Raw genomic sequence first — 15,638 nt, 5'->3', positions numbered from 1 at the left:
CTCGGTCGCGCCCTACCGCTGGCTGTCGGCGGTCTACATCGAGATCTTCCGCGGTCTGCCGCCCGCCCCGCGGTCCGCCGGCCCGCCCCGCGGTCCGCGAGGACGCCGTACGCGGTCAGAGCGGGATCTCGACCTCGTCCTCCAGCGGAGGCTCCTCCTCCTGCGGGAGGCAGCCCGTGGCGGCGAAGCAGCGCAGCCGGAGCGTGTCCCCGGTGACCGACAGATGGAGGAAGCTCTTGAAGAAGGGCGGGGTGTCCCAGTCGGACAGTTCGGAGATGTACCGATGGAAGACCCGGCCCACCGGCAGGCGGAACGGCATCGGCCAGCCGCCGAGCAGCCGGGCCGCCCATCTCACCCGCGCGCCGGTCGGCGCTCCCGGCGTGGGCCGGGGCGGGGCGTTGCCGATCCGCCGCGACATCAGGGCCAGCCCCTCCTCCGGGGTGATGTACAGCCCGCGCAGCCGCAGCCTCCTGCTGTAGAGCAGGCTGTAGAACGACAGCGAGTCGCCGCGCAGCGGATAGCACTTGAAGTCGTCCTCGTGGACGCCGCCGGCGTCCACCCGGGGGATGGTGTGGGTCGCGTGCATGAACGCCCCGCCGCCCCCGGACACGACGTACTGGATGAGCCGGCCCTCCGCCCGGACCGGGTAGCGCTGGTAGTTGTGCACGTCGCCGCCGATGGCCGCGACGTAGTTGTGCGCCGGGTCGCGGACCACGTCGTCCACCGTGCCGCCGCCCTCGATGGGACACGGGTGGTAGGCGTTGTTGACGTAGATCGGCTTACCGGTGATCAGGATCTTCGGGCGGGGGTCGGCGGAGACCCGGCGCAGCCACTCGCCCTGCTCGCGGTCGAGCGTGCCCTTGATGCCGGTGTCGATGCCCACGAGCAGCAGGCGGCCGGTGTCGAGCACCCAGTACGGCCCCGGCAGCGCCGGACCGGGGTCGGGCCGCATCGTCCTGGCCTCCGCGAGGGCGTCCTCGTCGATCGTCTCGGGTTGCTTCCACAGCAGCCCGCGCAGCCCGCCGGGCGACAACCGGAATCCCCGGTTCTCTGCGGACAGGGGGCGGGCGTCGCAGAAGACCCGCATGAAGCCGCCCAGCCCGTCGTACCAGTCGTGGTTGCCGGGCACGGCGAAGATCGGGGCCCGGTAGTCCTTGTAGGGCCGGAAGAACTTGTCGCGGTACTCGTTGCCGGAGCCGGTCGGGTAGATCACGTCGCTCGCGATGACGGCGAACGCGGTGCCCTCGCCGAGCTTGAGCAGCCCGGGCACCACCGCGTACTGCGAGGCGTCGCCCTCCCCGGTGTCGCCGAGCACGAGGAACGAGAACTCCTCGCCCGGGTCGAGGCGCACCCGGAAGTCCTCGTCGACGCCGCGCTCGCGCTGCGAGGCCACCCAGCGGCGGCGCACCTGCGGTGAGGGGTCGCCGAACAGCTGGGCGAGGACCTCGTTGCGCGAGCGCCACAGCGTCGCGGGGTTCAGCCAGCTGAAGGAGTTCCGGTCGGGGCGCAGCGCGTCGAAGGAGCCGATCTCCTGGCAGTCCCAGCCCGCTCCGGCCTGCGACACCCGTGACGAGACCTGCTTCCCCCGCGCGGCGGCCGCGCCCACATCGACCATGGAAACAATCTTGGCGTCTCTAGGGGATCAGCACACCCGGGTTGAGGATCCCGGCGGGGTCGAGCCGTTCCTTGATCCCTCGCAGGATCTCGCCGCCCAGGTCGCCGATCTCCGCGGCGTACGCCTCGCGGTGGTCGCGGCCGACGCCGTGGTGGTGGGAGATCGTACCGCCCGCCCCCACGATCGCCTCGTTCGCGGCGCGCTTGGCCGCCGCCCACTGCGCGAGCGGGTCGGCGGTCTGAGCGGTGACCACGGTGAAGTACAGCGAGGCCCCCGTGGCGTAGACGTGGGAGATGTGGCACATGACCAGGGGCGAGCCCAGGACGCCGTGCAGGGCGAGCCGTACGGCGTCGTAGAGGCGCGGCAGGTTCGACCAGAAGCCGGCGGTCTCCAGCGTCTCCACGGTGGCCCCGGCGGCCAGCAGGGAGTCACGCAGATAGGGCGCGGAGAACCGGCCCTGCGCCCACTTCTCCCCCGGCTCCGATCCCAGGTGGACGCCGCCCGCCTCGACCAGCACGGCGGCGGCGCGGTCCCGCCGGTGGGCCACGTCGCCCGGGGCGCCCTCGAAGCCCGCCACCAGCAGGCAGCCGGATTCGCGGCCGGCCGCGCCGAGATCGGCGGGCTTGGCCAGCCCGACCATGGTCTCGGTCTCGTCCGACAGCCGCAGCACCGTGGGGGGCGGGCCGTCCTGCGCGAGCCGCCGCACGGCCGCCGTCCCCGCAGCGAAGCTTTCGAACCGCCAGCCCTCGTACGCCCTGACGGCCGGGGTGCGGTGCACCCGCAGCCGCAGCGAGGTGATCACCCCGAAGGCGCCCTCGGAGCCCAGGAACACCTGGCGCAGGTCGGGCCCGGCGGCCGACCTGGGCGCGCGGCCGATCTCCAGCGTGCCCCGGGGCGTCGCGACGGTCAGACCGGCGACCATGTCGTCGAACCTGCCGTACCCGGCCGAGGCCTGCCCGCTGGACCTGGCCGCCGCGAACCCGCCGAGCGTCGCGTACTCGTACGACTGGGGGAAGTGCCCGAGCGTCAGCCCGTGCCCCGCGAGCAGCTGCTCGGCCTGCGGCGCGCGCAGGCCCGGCTCCAGCTCCGCGACCATGGACACGGGGTCGACGGAGACGAGCCGGTCGAGCCGGGCCAGGTCGAGCGCGACCACGCCCGCGAAGCCCTGCCGGGACGCCACGAGCCCGCCGACCACCGAGGTGCCGCCGCCGAACGGCACCACGGCCACCCGGTGCTCCGCGCACACGCGCAGCACGGCGGCCACCTCGTCATGGGAGCCGGGAAGCACGACGGCGTCGGGCGCGTCCGAGGCGTCCCCCGCGCGCATGAGCAGCAGGTCGGGGGTGGACTTGCCCCGGGTGTGGCGGATGCGGGCGTCGTCGTCGGCCCGCACGTGCTCGTCCCCCACCACCGTGGCCAGCGCGGCCAGGACGGGCGGCGGCAGCGCCACGGCCGGCAGCCGCACCTCGCCGAACGTCGCCGCCGGCACGGCGGGCGCCCGGACGCCGAGAAGCTCCGCGAGCAGGTCACGCACCGGCGCGGGGAGCTCGGCGGCCTTGGCGGGATCGCCCCAGCCCGACCAGAGCATGGGTTCCGCCGAGGTGAGAGGGGTTTCCATGTCCGTGACGCCTCCAGGTAGGTTACTCCAGAGTAATCCCCAAGTAGTGGAGAGGACATGAACTCCTCACTCAACGCCGCCCGGCGCCTCTGGGAGCTCGGTGAGGCGCGCGCCGACGTCGTCGACGTGCTCGTGGTCGGTCTGGGGGCGACGGGGGCCGGAGCGGCGCTCGACGCCGCCTCACGCGGGCTGTCGGTGGCCGCCGTGGACGCCCACGACCTGGCGTTCGGCACCTCCCGGTGGAGCTCGAAGCTCATCCACGGCGGGCTGCGCTACCTCGCGAGCGGGCAGGTCGGCGTGGCCTGGGAGAGCGCGGTGGAGCGCGACGCCCTGCTGCGCTTCACCGCGCCCCATCTGGTCTCCGCCCACCCCTACCTGCTGCCGCTGACGCCGGCCGTCCCCCGGCCTGCGGCCACGACCGTCATGGCGGGCTACCGCCTGGGCGACGCGCTGCGGGCCGCCGCGGGCACGCCGCGGCGGCTGCTGCCGGGCCCCTCCCGGATCGGGGCGGAGCGGGCCCTCACGCTCGCCCCGGCCCTGCGCGCGGACGGCCTGCGCGGGGCGCTGCTGTCGTGGGACGGCCGGGTGGTGGACGACGCCCGCCTGGTCGTCGCGCTGGCGCGGACGGCCGCCGCCCACGGCGCGCGGATCCTCACCCGCTGCCGAGCGCTGACGCTGGCGGGGGACGGCGCCCGGGTGCGTGACGAGCTGACCGGCGAGGAGTTCGACATCCGCGCCCGCGCGGTGATCAACGCGACCGGCGTGTGGGCCGGCGGGCTGACGCCGTCGGTGGCGCTGCGCCCCTCGCGGGGCACGCACCTCGTGCTGCGCCCCGGGGCGCTCGGCGCGTTGCGCGCGGGGCTGCACGTGCCGATCCCCGGCGAGCGCGCCCGCTTCGTGCTGGTGCTCCCCCAGGCCGACGGCCGCGTCTACGCCGGGCTGACCGACGAACCGCTGGACGGCCCGATCCCCGACGTCCCCGAGGCGCCCGAGAGCGACGTCGCGTTCCTGCTCGATGTCCTCGGCACCGCGCTGGACCGGCCGCTGTCCCGCGCGGACGTCGCCGCCGCCTTCGCCGGGCTGCGGCCCCTGGTCGACACGGCCGGGGCGCCGGACTCCGCCGGCGGGCCGACGGCCGACCTCTCGCGCCGCCACGCCGTGCTGCGCTCGCCGGACGGCGTCGTGACGGTCGTGGGCGGGAAGCTCACGACCTATCGGCGGATGGCCGAGGACGCCGTCGACGCCGCGTGCCCGCACGCGCGTGCGAGCCGTACGGCGCGGCTGCCCCTCGTCGGGGCCGGACCGGTACGGCCGGGCGCGCCCGGGCGGCTGGCCCGCAGGTACGGCTCGGAGGCCTGGGCGCTGCGCGAGCTGATGCGGGAGGACCCGGCGCTGGCCGAGCCGGTGGCGCTGGGGGTCACCCGGGCCGAGCTGGTGTGGGCCGTGCGCCACGAGGGCGCCCTGGACGCCGCCGACCTGCTGGACCGGCGGACGAGGATCGGCCTGGTCCCCGAGGACCGGGCGGCGGCCCTCTCCGCCGCCGAAGCCGCGCTGGCCTACTCCTGACCGGCGCTCACCCCCGGCCGTCGCCTACGTTTGATCACGGCTCGCCCTCGTCGTGGCCGTCGACGCGTACAGCGGCGCATGCAACGCCAGTATCCGAAAATTTACGAATTTAACGTTGATTTACGCCCCTGCTCCCGCCACTTCCCGCCCCAGTGGCTAAGGTTAGTCTTACCTAAGGAACGCGAGTGAAGGACGGGACCGGATGGCCAACGGGTGCGAGCACCCCGCCGCCTGCCACTCAGGGGAGGCGCCGATCCTGGCGAGCGCGACCAGGAAGGGCCGGTTCTGGCTGCTCATCGAGCACACGGGCCCCTGGGCGGCGGAGCTGGAGGAGTGCCGGCTGCCCGAAGACGTCCAGCGGCTGGTCTCCCGCGCCAGGGCACTGGACATCCGGCCGCAGCTGATCCGCCGGCCCGGCCGTCGCGAGCCCCTCACGGGCCCCCTGCACGTCTACGTCGCCGCCGCCGCGGTGGACCACCCGTGGCTCGCGGAGGGCTTCCTGGAGCGCCCCGACGATCTTGACCTGGGCGCACTCGTGCACGGAGTGGTTCCGGAGTCCTGCATACTGGTGAACGAGCCGATGTACCTGGTCTGCACGCACGGCAGGCACAACGCGTGCTGTGCGCGTCTCGGACTCCCGCTGGCCCGGTTCCTGGACGAGAACCTGCCCGGCGAAGTGTGGGAAACCACACATGTCGGCGGCGATCGATACGCCGCCAACCTCGTATGCTTGCCACACGGGCTTTACTACGGCAGCATGTCTCAGGCTGCTGCGATCGCGGCGGCAAACGCGTACCGGCACGGCGAGGTCGTCCTCGACCGTTTCCGGGGACGCGCGGGTATCCCTGAGCCACTGCAGGCCGCCGAGCACTTCGTCCGGGCGCACACCGGCGAGATCTCGGTCGGCGGGGTGGCCGTGGAATCCTCCCGGTCGGTTGACGACACCACGATCTGCGTCGTGCGGTGCACGACGGAGCGTGGGACGTCGCGATTCCGAGTCGTGGTCGAACCCGCGGTGTTCACGGCACCGTGCGGGATGACTTGCGCCGATGGAATCCCGACCTACAGGTTGGCCGAACTGAGCGAGCTCACGCCGGTATTGACCTGAGGGCTCCTGCCCGGAGCCGGGAACACCACGGCCTATCCCGGCGTTGGCACAAGGGACGCCACAAGCGTCCAAAGCGGCACGAACACTGAAATACCTCTCACCAAAGGTGGTTTCTCATGTCTCAGGTACGTCGGCAGCTCGCCCGCCCGCGCCCCAGCTGGGGTTGGCAGGATGATGCCGCGTGCCGGGGAGAGGACCTGGTGCTGTTCTTCGGTCCTGACGGTGAGCGTCAGCCCGAGCGCGACATCCGGGAGCGCAAGGCCAAGGCCATCTGCGCTCAGTGTCCAGTGCGAGCGGAGTGCCTCGACTACGCGCTCTCCCGGCCGGAGAAGTACGGCACGTGGGGCGGCCTCAACGAGGACGAGCGCGCGTCCGAGCGTCGCCGCCGTATGCGCCGCGCCGCGAGCGCCGGCATCAGCGCCGTCGCCTGAGCGTTTCCCCCTTCCCCGACACGCGTCACCGCTGGGCGCCCCGCGTCCCGTCCCCCCGAAATGGGAGGACGGCGCACCCGGGGCGCCCTTCGCGTGTCCACCGTCCCGCCGCCGGCGGTGGGCACGGCACGCCTCGGTGAGCCCTGTCCACCGTCCCGCCGCGTCCCGTCGCGTCCCTGTGCGGCCGGTGGTCACGGCACGCCTCGGTGAGCCGCCGCCCGCGCATGGACGGCGCGAGCGGCGCCGGGTCCCGCGGGTCCGTGCCCCGCGCGACCCGGCGAGCAGCGCCCCCGCCAGGGCACGGTCCGCGTACGGCGGCCGTGCCCGCGTCGTCCTCACGCCCGGGGTCATACCCGCGGCCGGGGCGGAAGGCACCCCGAGCCGCCGTCCTACGGGCGGCTCATGCCCCGCATCTGCTTGTGGATGACCTTCCACTTGCGGGTCTCCTCGGCGCGCAGCCGGGCGTCGGTCCGGCGGGCCATCCAGGCGGCCTCGCGCTGCAGCCTGTTCCAGCTCTCCAGCCGCCGCTCGGGCAGCTCGCCCGACTCCACCGCGGCCAGCACGGCGCAGCCCGGCTCCTCATGGTGCCGGCAGTCGGAGAAGCGGCAGCTCTCGGCCAGTTCCTCGATGTCGGCGAAGACCAGGCCGACGCCCTCGCTCATCTCGTACAGTCCGACCCGGCGGATGCCGGGGGTGTCGATGACGAGCCCGCCGCCGGGCAGCGGGATGAGCTGCCGGTGCACGGTCGTGTGCCTGCCCCGCCCGTCGGCGGCCCTGACCTGCTGGGTCTCCATGACCTCCGCGCCGGCGAGTGCGTTGACGAGCGTCGACTTGCCCGCGCCCGACGGGCCGAGGATCACGGCGGTCCCGGCGGCGCCGAGGTGGGCACGCACCAGCTCCACCCCGTCGCCGGTGAGTGAGCAGACCGGGTGGACGTCGACGCCCGGCGCCGCCGCCTCGACGTCGGCGAGGAGATCGCCGAGTCCCTGTTCGAAGAGATCGGCCTTGGTGACGAGCACGACCGGACGGGCGCCGCTCTCCCAGGCGAGCGCCACGAGACGCTCGATCCTGCCGAGATCGGCGAAGTCCGTGGCGTGCATGGACGGCTCGGCCACGAAGACCACGTCGACGTTGGCGGCCAGGACCTGGCCCTGGCCGTCGCCCGACAGCCCGCCGCGCGAGTCGCGGCTCACCCCGCCCCGGACGAAGGCCGTACGGCGGGGCAGCACCTCGGCGAGTTCGTAGTGGCCCCCGTGGGATGAGGACAGGTCGAGCCGGTTGAGCGCGACCCAGTCCCCCACGCACGGAAGCGCGAGCGGGTCGGCCGCCGCGGCTCTGCGTACGCGGGCGCCGAACCGCGCCTGATGGGTTCCGTCGGCGGCGATGACCTCGGCGGCGCCCCGGTCGACCCGCGCCACACGCGCGGGGACGGCGCCGCCGGGCAGGTCGGGGAGCTGCTCCGCGAGCCCCTCGTGCCAGCCGAGAAGAGAAAGATCGTTGAACACTGCTGGTGAACACCCTTCGGAAACCGGGTGTCCCAGCGAGAGGAGACTAGGCGGGCACCCGGGAGTTGACGGACGGCATGGTCGTCAGAAAGACCCGCATAGTCCTCACCTCCCTGGTTCCGGCCGCGCGAATCGCGGCGATGGACGAACAGTAGCAGCCCCGCGGCCGCTCCCCGCAAGCGGATTAATCCGCGTCGTCACGCCACAGGCGATTCGGCTGACCGCCCGGTACGCGAACGGCTCCCCGCCGCCTTCGCGGGGAGCCGTCGCGGCCGATCCGGATGATCAGGACAGGCCGGGCGCGGGGAACCGGCTCGTCAGCTCGGTGACCTCGCCGTGCACCCGCGCGATCACGTCCTCCGCGTCGCCCTTGGCCACGGCGGTGACGACCTCGTCCATCCACGCGGCGATCTGGCGCATCTCGGCCTCGCCCATCCCCCGGGACGTGACCGACGGCGTGCCGATGCGGATGCCCGACGGGTCGAACGGCTTGCGCGGGTCGAAGGGCACGGTGTTGTAGTTGGTCTCCAGGCCCGCCCGGTCGAGCGCCTGCGCGGCCGGCTTGCCCCCGACGCCCTTGGACGTGAGGTCCATCAGGATCAGGTGGTTGTCGGTGCCGCCGGAGACCAGGTCGAAGCCGCGGGCGAGCAGCTCGTCGGCGAGCGCCTTCGCGTTCTTCACGATCTGCGCGGCGTACGTCCTGAACTCCGGCTGGGCGGCCTCGCGCAGGGCGACGGCGATGGCGGCGGTGGTGTGGTTGTGCGGACCGCCCTGCAGGCCGGGGAACACGGCCTTGTCGAGCGCCTTGCCGATCTCCTCGGAGCTCGACATGAGCATCGCGCCGCGCGGGCCGCGCAGGGTCTTGTGGGTGGTCGTGGAGATCACGTCCGCGTGCCCGACCGGGGAGGGGTGGGCGCCCCCGGCGACCAGGCCCGCGATGTGGGCGATGTCGGCCGCCAGCACCGCGCCGACCTCCTTGGCGATCTCCGCGAAGGCCGGGAAGTCGATGGTGCGCGGGATCGCGGTGCCGCCGCAGAAGATCAGCTTGGGCCGGTGCTCGAGCGCCAGCGCGCGCACCTCGTCCATGTCGATGCGGCCGGTGTCGCGGCGCACGCCGTACTTGACGGAGTTGAACCACTTGCCGGTGGCGGACACCGACCAGCCGTGGGTGAGGTGGCCGCCGAACGGCAGGCCCATGCCGAGCACGGTGTCGCCCGGGCTCAGGAACGCCAGGTAGACGGCGAGGTTGGCGGGCGAGCCCGAGTAGGGCTGGACGTTGGCGTGGCTCACGCCGAAGACCGACTTGGCCCGCTCGATCGCCAACGTCTCGATCTTGTCGATGACCTGCTGGCCCTCGTAGTAGCGCTTGCCCGGGTAACCCTCGGAGTATTTGTTCGTGAGGACGGTCCCGGTCGCCTCCAGGACGGCCCTGGACACGTAGTTCTCGGACGCGATCAGCTTGACGGTGTCGGCCTGCCGCCGCTCCTCCGCCTTGATCAGCTCGGCGATCTCGGGATCGACGACGTTCAGCGAGTTCTCAGCCATGGCGCTTTCCTTCTCCACGTCGACGGCGGCGGCGACCCAGGCGCACGGCCTCCGCGAATTCGCTCCCCGGTGGTGCCCCACCTAGCGACGCGCCACAGGAGCACGTCAGCGCCAGTCGCGACCTTCCCCACTTTATCGGAGCGGAACGACCCCCTCACTCCGACGAGACGGGCACGTCGGCGAGGAGCCCGAACCCCGGGACGTCGAGGCCGACGGTCTCCAGGTCCTCGGGAACGCCCGTGTAGGTGGCGTAGAGGGGGACCACGTCGCCCGGCTGCAGCCAGTGGGCCGGAAGCGTGCTGCACAGGCAGCCGCCGTCCTTGCGCGCCGGCGTGAACTTGGAACCGCTGGGCGGATCGACGAGGGCGGCGCCCGACACCTGGTCGCCGAACAGGTCCTTCGGCCACCACTGGTTCCCGTCCTTCAGCGTGACCGTCAGCTGCACGCTCACCGAGCTCCCCCGCCGCCGGACCGCGTCGACGGTCAGGTGGAGCGAGGAACCGTTGAACGTGGCGTCCCGGGCCGTCAGCGGGCCCTTGGGCTCCGTCCCCCCGCCGCCGAAGGGGCGCCACGCCAGGAGCAGGATCGCGGCCGCCACCGCGAGCGCCCCGCAGACCGCCGCCACCGGCGCCCAGCGTCGGCCGCCCCGCCTGCCGGTGCCGGCTTCCATGCCGGCTTCTGCGCCTGCTTCCGGGCCTGCTCCCGTGCCTGCTCCCGTGCTTGCTTCCGGGCCTGCTCCCATGCCGGCGTGCGCGCCGCCCGCCTTCGCGCCGTCCCGCGCGGCGCCCGCGCGGCGGGTCGTCTCGGCGGGAGCCGCCCAGATGTCGCTGACGATCCTCGTGGCGGCCTCGACCGCCACCTCCTCCCGGCCGAGCAGCCGGTCGAGGAGCCGCTGGGCGCTCGGCCGCCGGCCGGGGTCCTTGTCCAGCGCCTGATCGACCAGGGGCCGCAGGCGCTCGTCGAGCCCCGTCAGGTACGGCACGTGGTGCGCGACCCGGTAGAGGACCTCGGGCGCGGCGCCGCCGCCGAACGGCGGCCTGCCGGTCGCGGCGTACGCCATCACGCAGCCCCAGGCGAAGACGTCGGCCGCGGAGGTCACCGGCTCCCCGCGCGCCTGCTCCGGGGACATGTAACCGGGCGTCCCGATCACGGTCCCGGTTCGCTCGGCGAGCGTGTCGGCGAGCTGGGCCACGCCGAAGTCGATGACCCGGGGGCCGAGGGGCGACAGCAGGATGTTGGACGGCTTGAGGTCGCGGTGCACGATCCCCGCCCCGTGGATGGCGGCGAGGGCGGTCGCGACGCCGACGGCGAGCGCGTCGAGGTTGGAACCGGACAGCGGGCCCTGCGCGTCGATGACCGACGACAGGTCGGGGCCGTCGACGTACTCGGTGACGAGGTAGTGCCGGTCGCCGTCCCGCCCGGCGTCGAGGAGCGGCGCGGTGCAGAACCTGGCGACCCGCTGGGCGGCCTCCGCCTCCTTGCGGAACCGGGCCCGGAACTCCTCCTGGGCGGCCAGCTCCGGCCGCATGACCTTGAGCGCCACCTGGCGGCCCCGCGGGTCCCTGGCGAGATAGACGATGCCCATGCCGCCCTCCCCCAGGCGGCGTACGGGGACGTAGGGGCCGATCGTGCGCCGGTGGGTCGCGGTGGGGTCGCCGGCGGAGGGCTGCGCGTCCATCGACGCCATCCTTCCACCGCTATCGGTATGGATCAGCCTTTACCGGACTTGCGGTGATGGTGCTCGTGCCGGCTGGCGCCGCTGAGCGGCCACAGCCGGTCCACCTCCGCGTTCAGCGTCGCCCCGATGAGCACGGCGAGCGCGGTGATGTAGAGCCACAGCAGCACGGCGATCGGCGCCGCGAGCGAGCCGTAGATCGACAGCGGGGTGAACCACGCCGCCAGCACCTCCCGCAGGAACGCGGCGCACACGATCCAGATCACCAGCGCCAGCGCGGACCCCGGGGTCTCACGCCACCAGCGAGTCCGGTGCGGCACGCTCACGTGGTACAGCACGGTGAGCGCCAGCACCGAGCCGATCACCACCACGGGCCAGTAGAGGACGTTCACGAGCACGGCGTATCTGGGCAGAGCGTTGGACATCAGGGTGGGCCCGATGACCAGGATCGGCATGACGACCAGCCCGATCAGCAGCGCCGCGAGATAGAGGAAGAACGACAGCACCCGGGTGCGGATGATCCCCCGCGTCTCCCCCAGCCCGTACGCGATGGATATCAGGTCCACGTACACGAACAGCGCACGTGAGCCGGACCACAAAGACAGCAGGAAGCCGACGGAGATCAGCGAGACCTGCCCGCCGCTGAGCACGTCGGCGAGCAGCGGCTTCACGACCCGCTCGACGGTGTTGTGGGTGAACAGCAGCTCCGACTGGGCCACGACCCAGTCCCTGATCTCTCTGACGGTGGACTCGCCGATCAGCCCGCTGAGATGGCCCATGACGCCGAGCAGCCCGAGCACGAAGGGCGGCAGCGACAGCAGCGCGAAGAAGGCCGCCTCGCCCGCGAGGCCGGTCACCCGGTAGTTGACGCCCGCCATCGTGGTCGCCTTGACGAGGGACCAGAGGTTCGTGCCGCGCAGCCACGTCAGGCGCGCCCGCGCAATGGTCATGCCCTTGCGCGTGAGGCGCCGCGGCCTGCGCGACGGCGCGTCCGTGGAGGTCATGGCACCCAATCGGTCATGAGATCTGGGCTCTACCCGCTGCCGGGGCGCTTAGTACGTGACCTGCGAGCGGATTGTCGCCGCCAAGAATAGGGGCCCCTACCCCCCTCTCGCGAGGATCCCTCACGAACCGTTCACCGCGCGCCCCCTGTCATCCGCTCGTAACAGGGGGTGAACAATGGAGACATGATCTGCCCAGCGTGCAGGGAGCACCGGCACGAGGAGTGCCGCGGCGGGTCCTGGTGCGACTGCCAGCACCAGGAGCCGTCCGAGAAGGACCACGAGGCCGAACCGCCGGAGAACTGGATGCGCAAGGGGTGACGACCCCGCGTCACATTGCCGTCACAATCCCGCATCCTGGACACGAACTTGGACATCCAGGATCTCAGAGGTATCGTTTGGGACATGCCAGCGGACCCGTTGCTCGTCGTGCGACGCCACGTCGATCTCCTGCGTGTCCGTAGCGCGATCTGTATCGACGCCGGCTGACCGTCGCCCTCCGCTGATCCAACCGGGCGCTCGGCCAGGCGTCGTTTTCGTATGCCCTCACACTCGACGGCGAGGTGAGAGGCCGCCTGCGCCGGCGTCCCGCCGAACACCGATCTCAGACCGAGCCTCGGAGAAGGACGTGTGCCCATGAGCACCCCGGCCCGCCCGGCGAACCGCCATCACAAGCGCCCGCGTGGCGAAGGTCAGTGGGCTCTCGGTTACCGTGAGCCGCTGAACAAGAACGAGGAGAACAAGAAGGCCGACGACGGGCTGAACGTCCGCCAGCGCATCATCGACATCTACTCGAAGGGCGGCTTCGACTCCATCGACCCCGCCGACCTGCGCGGCCGCTTCCGCTGGTACGGCCTGTACACCCAGCGCAAGCCGGGCATCGACGGCGGCAAGACGGCCGTCCTGGAGCCCGAGGAGCTCGACGACCGCTACTTCATGATCCGCATCCGGACCGACGGCGGCCAGCTCAGCCTGGAGCAGCTCCGGGTGATCGCCGACGTCTCCAACGATTACGCCAGGGGCACCGCCGACGTCACCGACCGGCAGAACATCCAGCTCCACTGGGTGGAAATCGAGTCGGTGCCGGACATGTGGACGCGGCTGGAGGCCGTGGGCCTGTCCACCACCGAGGCGTGCGGCGACACCCCGCGCGGCATGCTCGGCTGCCCCCTCGCGGGGATCGACGCCGACGAGGTGATCGACGGACGGCCCCAGCTCCAGGAGATCCGCGAGCGGTACATCGGCGATCCGGCGTTCTCCAACCTGCCGCGCAAGTTCAAGACCGCGATCAGCGGCTGCGCCGCGCACTGCACGGTCCACGAGATCAACGACATCGCGTTCGTCGGCGTGCTGAACGAGCAGGGCGAGGCCGGCTTCGACCTGTGGGTGGGCGGCGGCCTGTCGACCAACCCGATGTTCGCCAAGCGGCTCGGCGTGTTCGTCCGGCCCGAGCAGGCCCACGAGGTGTGGGCCGGGGTCACCGGCATCTTCCGCGACTACGGCTACCGGCGGCTGCGCGGCAGGGCGCGGCTGAAGTTCCTGATGAACGACTGGGGCCCGGAGAAGTTCCGCGAGGTGCTGCAGACCGAGTACCTCAAGTACGAGCTGGCCGACGGGCCGGCCCCCGCGGCGCCGCGGGGAGACCGGCGCGACCACGTCGGCGTCCACCTCCAGCGTGACGGCAACTACTACGTCGGCTTCGCCCCCCGGGTGGGCCGGCTCAGCGGCGACCTGCTGCACCGCATCGCCGACATCGCCGAGCGCCACGGGTCCGGCCGGGTGGCGACGACGGTCGAGCAGAAGATGGTCATCCTCGACGTCGCGCCCGACCGGGTGGAGTCGATCGTGGCCGAGCTGGAGGCCGCCGACCTGCGGGTCAACCCCTCCACTTTCCGCCGCCAGACGATGGCCTGCACCGGCATCGAGTACTGCAAGCTCGCGATCGTGGAGACCAAGAACGCCGCGTCGGAGCTGATCGACGAGCTGGAGCGGCGCCTGCCCGACTTCACCGAGCCGCTGACCATCAACATCAACGGCTGCCCGAACTCCTGCGCCCGCATCCAGACGGCCGACATCGGCCTCAAGGGCCAGCTCGTGGTCAACGACAAGGGCGAGCAGGTCGAGGGCTACCAGGTGCACCTGGGCGGCGCGTTCGGCCTGAACCCGAGCTTCGGCAGGAAGGTCCGCGGCCTCAAGACCACGGCCGAGGACCTGCCCGACTACGTCGAGCGGGTCGTGCGCAACTACGAGAAGCAGAAGAACGAGGGCGAGTCCTTCGCCGAATGGGTCAAGCGCGCCGACGAGGCCGACCTCAAATGAGGCCGGCGAGCGGAGCGAGCGAATGAGCACCGAGCGAGCGGCGCCGTTCTACTGCCCGTACTGCGGCGAGGAGGACCTGGAGCCCTACGTGACCGAGGAGGAGAGCCACGGGTGGTACTGCAGATCTTGCGCCCGCGCCTTCCGGGTGAAATTCCTCGGCCTCGGCGTGCGTTCGTGATCCCCGAAGGCTTTCGTCCAATCATCCGATGAATCAGTGAACGACGTGTGAGGAGTAACGATGTCGGTGGCGGAGATAGAGGCAGGACTGGAGCGGCAGCGGGTCACGCTGGACCTCCAGGGCATCGTGGAGTCCGCGGCGCGCTTCCTTGAGGACGCGCCCGCCCGGGAGATCATCCGTTGGGCCGCGGCCACCTTCGGCGACCGCCTCTGTCTCACCTCGTCGATGAGCGACGCCCTGCTGATCGACCTGGTCAGCAGGGTCAAGCCCGGTGTCGACGTGCTGTTCATCGACACCGGCTACCACTTCGCCGAGACCATCGGCACCCGGGACGCGGTCGAGGCGGTCTACCAGGTCAACGTGATCAACGTGAAGCCGTCCAGGACCGTCGAGGAGCAGGACCGCGACCTCGGGCCGCGCCTGTACGGGCGCAACCCCGACCTGTGCTGCTACCTGCGCAAGGTCGAGCCGCTCAACCGGGCGCTGGAGCCGTACCTCGCGTGGGTGTCGGGCATCCGCCGCGACGAGTCGCCCACCCGCGCGAACACCAAGGTCGTGGAGTGGGACGCCAAGCGGCAGATGGTGAAGGTCAACCCCATCGCCCGGTGGACGCAGGAGGACGTCGACAACTACATCGCCGACAACGGGGTCCTGATCAACCCGCTGCACTACGACGACTACCCCTCGATCGGCTGCGCCCCCTGCACCCGCCGGGTGGCGCCGGGCGAGGACCCGCGCAGCGGCCGCTGGGCCGGCCTCGGCAAGATCGAGTGCGGCATCCACCTCTGATGACCGTTCCGCACGAAGGCGCGCCGCTGGTCGCGGTGGCGCCCGGGTCCCGCGACCCGCGCGCCGCCGCGACCGTGGAGGCGCTACTCGACGGAGTGCGGCGGGCGCGGCCCGAACTCGACGTCCGCGCCGCCTATCTCGACCACGCCCCGCCCTCGCTGCCGCAGGCGCTGGCCGGGCTGGACGAGGCCGTCGTGCTCCCCCTGTTGCTCACCGCCGCCTACCACAGCCGCGTGGACATCCCCGCGGCGCTGCGGGCGGCGCCCGGCCGCACCCCGCGGCTGCGGG

The 15,638-nt window shown here is 72.3% G+C and carries 15 protein-coding genes; 9 read left to right on the top strand and 6 right to left on the bottom strand.

The window, feature by feature from the left end:
• Positions 1-115: 115 nt before the first annotated feature.
• Positions 116-1,615, bottom strand: coding sequence for a metallophosphoesterase (locus AB0J39_RS31075; protein ID WP_363471272.1), 1,500 nt, complete (start codon positions 1,613-1,615; stop codon positions 116-118).
• Positions 1,616-1,634: 19 nt separating this feature from the next.
• A complete protein-coding gene (locus AB0J39_RS31070) occupies positions 1,635-3,233 on the bottom strand; it encodes an FAD-binding oxidoreductase (RefSeq protein ID WP_363471270.1) in 1,599 nt (532 codons plus the stop codon).
• A gap of 57 nt (positions 3,234-3,290) precedes the next feature.
• Here AB0J39_RS31070 and AB0J39_RS31065 point away from each other — a divergent pair, with 57 nt between their 5' ends.
• From AB0J39_RS31065 to AB0J39_RS31055, 3 genes are all read left to right on the top strand, one after another.
• Complete coding sequence (locus tag AB0J39_RS31065; RefSeq protein ID WP_363471268.1) at positions 3,291-4,799, top strand: glycerol-3-phosphate dehydrogenase/oxidase; 1,509 nt, start codon at positions 3,291-3,293, stop codon at positions 4,797-4,799.
• 202 nt (positions 4,800-5,001) lie between these two features.
• Positions 5,002-5,907: a sucrase ferredoxin gene (locus AB0J39_RS31060; RefSeq protein WP_363471266.1), complete on the top strand. Its 906-nt coding sequence runs from the start codon at positions 5,002-5,004 to the stop codon at positions 5,905-5,907.
• A 116-nt stretch (positions 5,908-6,023) separates the two neighbouring features.
• Positions 6,024-6,338: a WhiB family transcriptional regulator gene (locus AB0J39_RS31055; protein WP_076434697.1), complete on the top strand. Its 315-nt coding sequence runs from the start codon at positions 6,024-6,026 to the stop codon at positions 6,336-6,338.
• Positions 6,339-6,727: 389 nt separating this feature from the next.
• Here the strand turns inward: AB0J39_RS31055 and rsgA are convergent, their stop codons facing one another.
• From rsgA to AB0J39_RS31035, 4 genes are all read right to left on the bottom strand, one after another.
• Positions 6,728-7,843, bottom strand: coding sequence for a ribosome small subunit-dependent GTPase A (gene rsgA, locus AB0J39_RS31050; protein WP_363471264.1), 1,116 nt, complete (start codon positions 7,841-7,843; stop codon positions 6,728-6,730).
• A gap of 285 nt (positions 7,844-8,128) precedes the next feature.
• Positions 8,129-9,388: a serine hydroxymethyltransferase gene (gene glyA, locus AB0J39_RS31045; protein ID WP_363471262.1), complete on the bottom strand. Its 1,260-nt coding sequence runs from the start codon at positions 9,386-9,388 to the stop codon at positions 8,129-8,131.
• Positions 9,389-9,542: 154 nt separating this feature from the next.
• Positions 9,543-11,066 (bottom strand): serine/threonine-protein kinase, encoded by a 1,524-nt coding sequence (locus AB0J39_RS31040; protein WP_363471260.1) that lies wholly within the window; start codon positions 11,064-11,066, stop codon positions 9,543-9,545.
• A 32-nt stretch (positions 11,067-11,098) separates the two neighbouring features.
• Positions 11,099-12,067, bottom strand: coding sequence for a YihY/virulence factor BrkB family protein (locus AB0J39_RS31035; protein WP_363471258.1), 969 nt, complete (start codon positions 12,065-12,067; stop codon positions 11,099-11,101).
• A gap of 183 nt (positions 12,068-12,250) precedes the next feature.
• Between AB0J39_RS31035 and AB0J39_RS31030 the strand changes: the two genes are divergently transcribed.
• The 6 genes from AB0J39_RS31030 to AB0J39_RS31005 form a co-directional block, all read left to right on the top strand.
• Positions 12,251-12,385: a hypothetical protein gene (locus tag AB0J39_RS31030; RefSeq protein ID WP_363471256.1), complete on the top strand. Its 135-nt coding sequence runs from the start codon at positions 12,251-12,253 to the stop codon at positions 12,383-12,385.
• Between the two features lie 84 nt (positions 12,386-12,469).
• On the top strand, positions 12,470-12,553 hold the full coding sequence (locus tag AB0J39_RS31025; protein ID WP_357054749.1) for a putative leader peptide: 84 nt from the start codon (positions 12,470-12,472) through the stop codon (positions 12,551-12,553).
• Between the two features lie 147 nt (positions 12,554-12,700).
• Positions 12,701-14,383: a nitrite/sulfite reductase gene (locus AB0J39_RS31020; RefSeq protein ID WP_363471254.1), complete on the top strand. Its 1,683-nt coding sequence runs from the start codon at positions 12,701-12,703 to the stop codon at positions 14,381-14,383.
• A gap of 22 nt (positions 14,384-14,405) precedes the next feature.
• The gene (locus AB0J39_RS31015; protein WP_142563833.1) at positions 14,406-14,561 is read left to right on the top strand and encodes an Insertion element protein; all 156 of its coding nucleotides are present in this window, start codon (positions 14,406-14,408) and stop codon (positions 14,559-14,561) included.
• Between the two features lie 60 nt (positions 14,562-14,621).
• Positions 14,622-15,350 carry a phosphoadenylyl-sulfate reductase gene (locus AB0J39_RS31010; RefSeq protein ID WP_030505395.1) on the top strand — a complete coding sequence of 243 codons (729 nt, stop codon included), beginning with the start codon at positions 14,622-14,624 and terminating at the stop codon, positions 15,348-15,350.
• Positions 15,350-15,638: CbiX/SirB N-terminal domain-containing protein (locus tag AB0J39_RS31005; RefSeq protein WP_363471252.1), on the top strand; the 289-nt coding region annotated here is incomplete at its 3' end. The genes AB0J39_RS31010 and AB0J39_RS31005, both read left to right, overlap by 1 nt.

The sequence above is a fragment of the Microbispora sp. NPDC049633 genome, from assembly GCF_040675265.1.
In the GTDB taxonomy this organism is placed as follows: Bacteria; Actinomycetota; Actinomycetes; order Streptosporangiales; family Streptosporangiaceae; genus Microbispora; species Microbispora maris.
The sequence above is the reverse complement of the archived record's forward strand: the minus strand, read 5'-3'. Positions and strand labels throughout refer to the sequence as shown.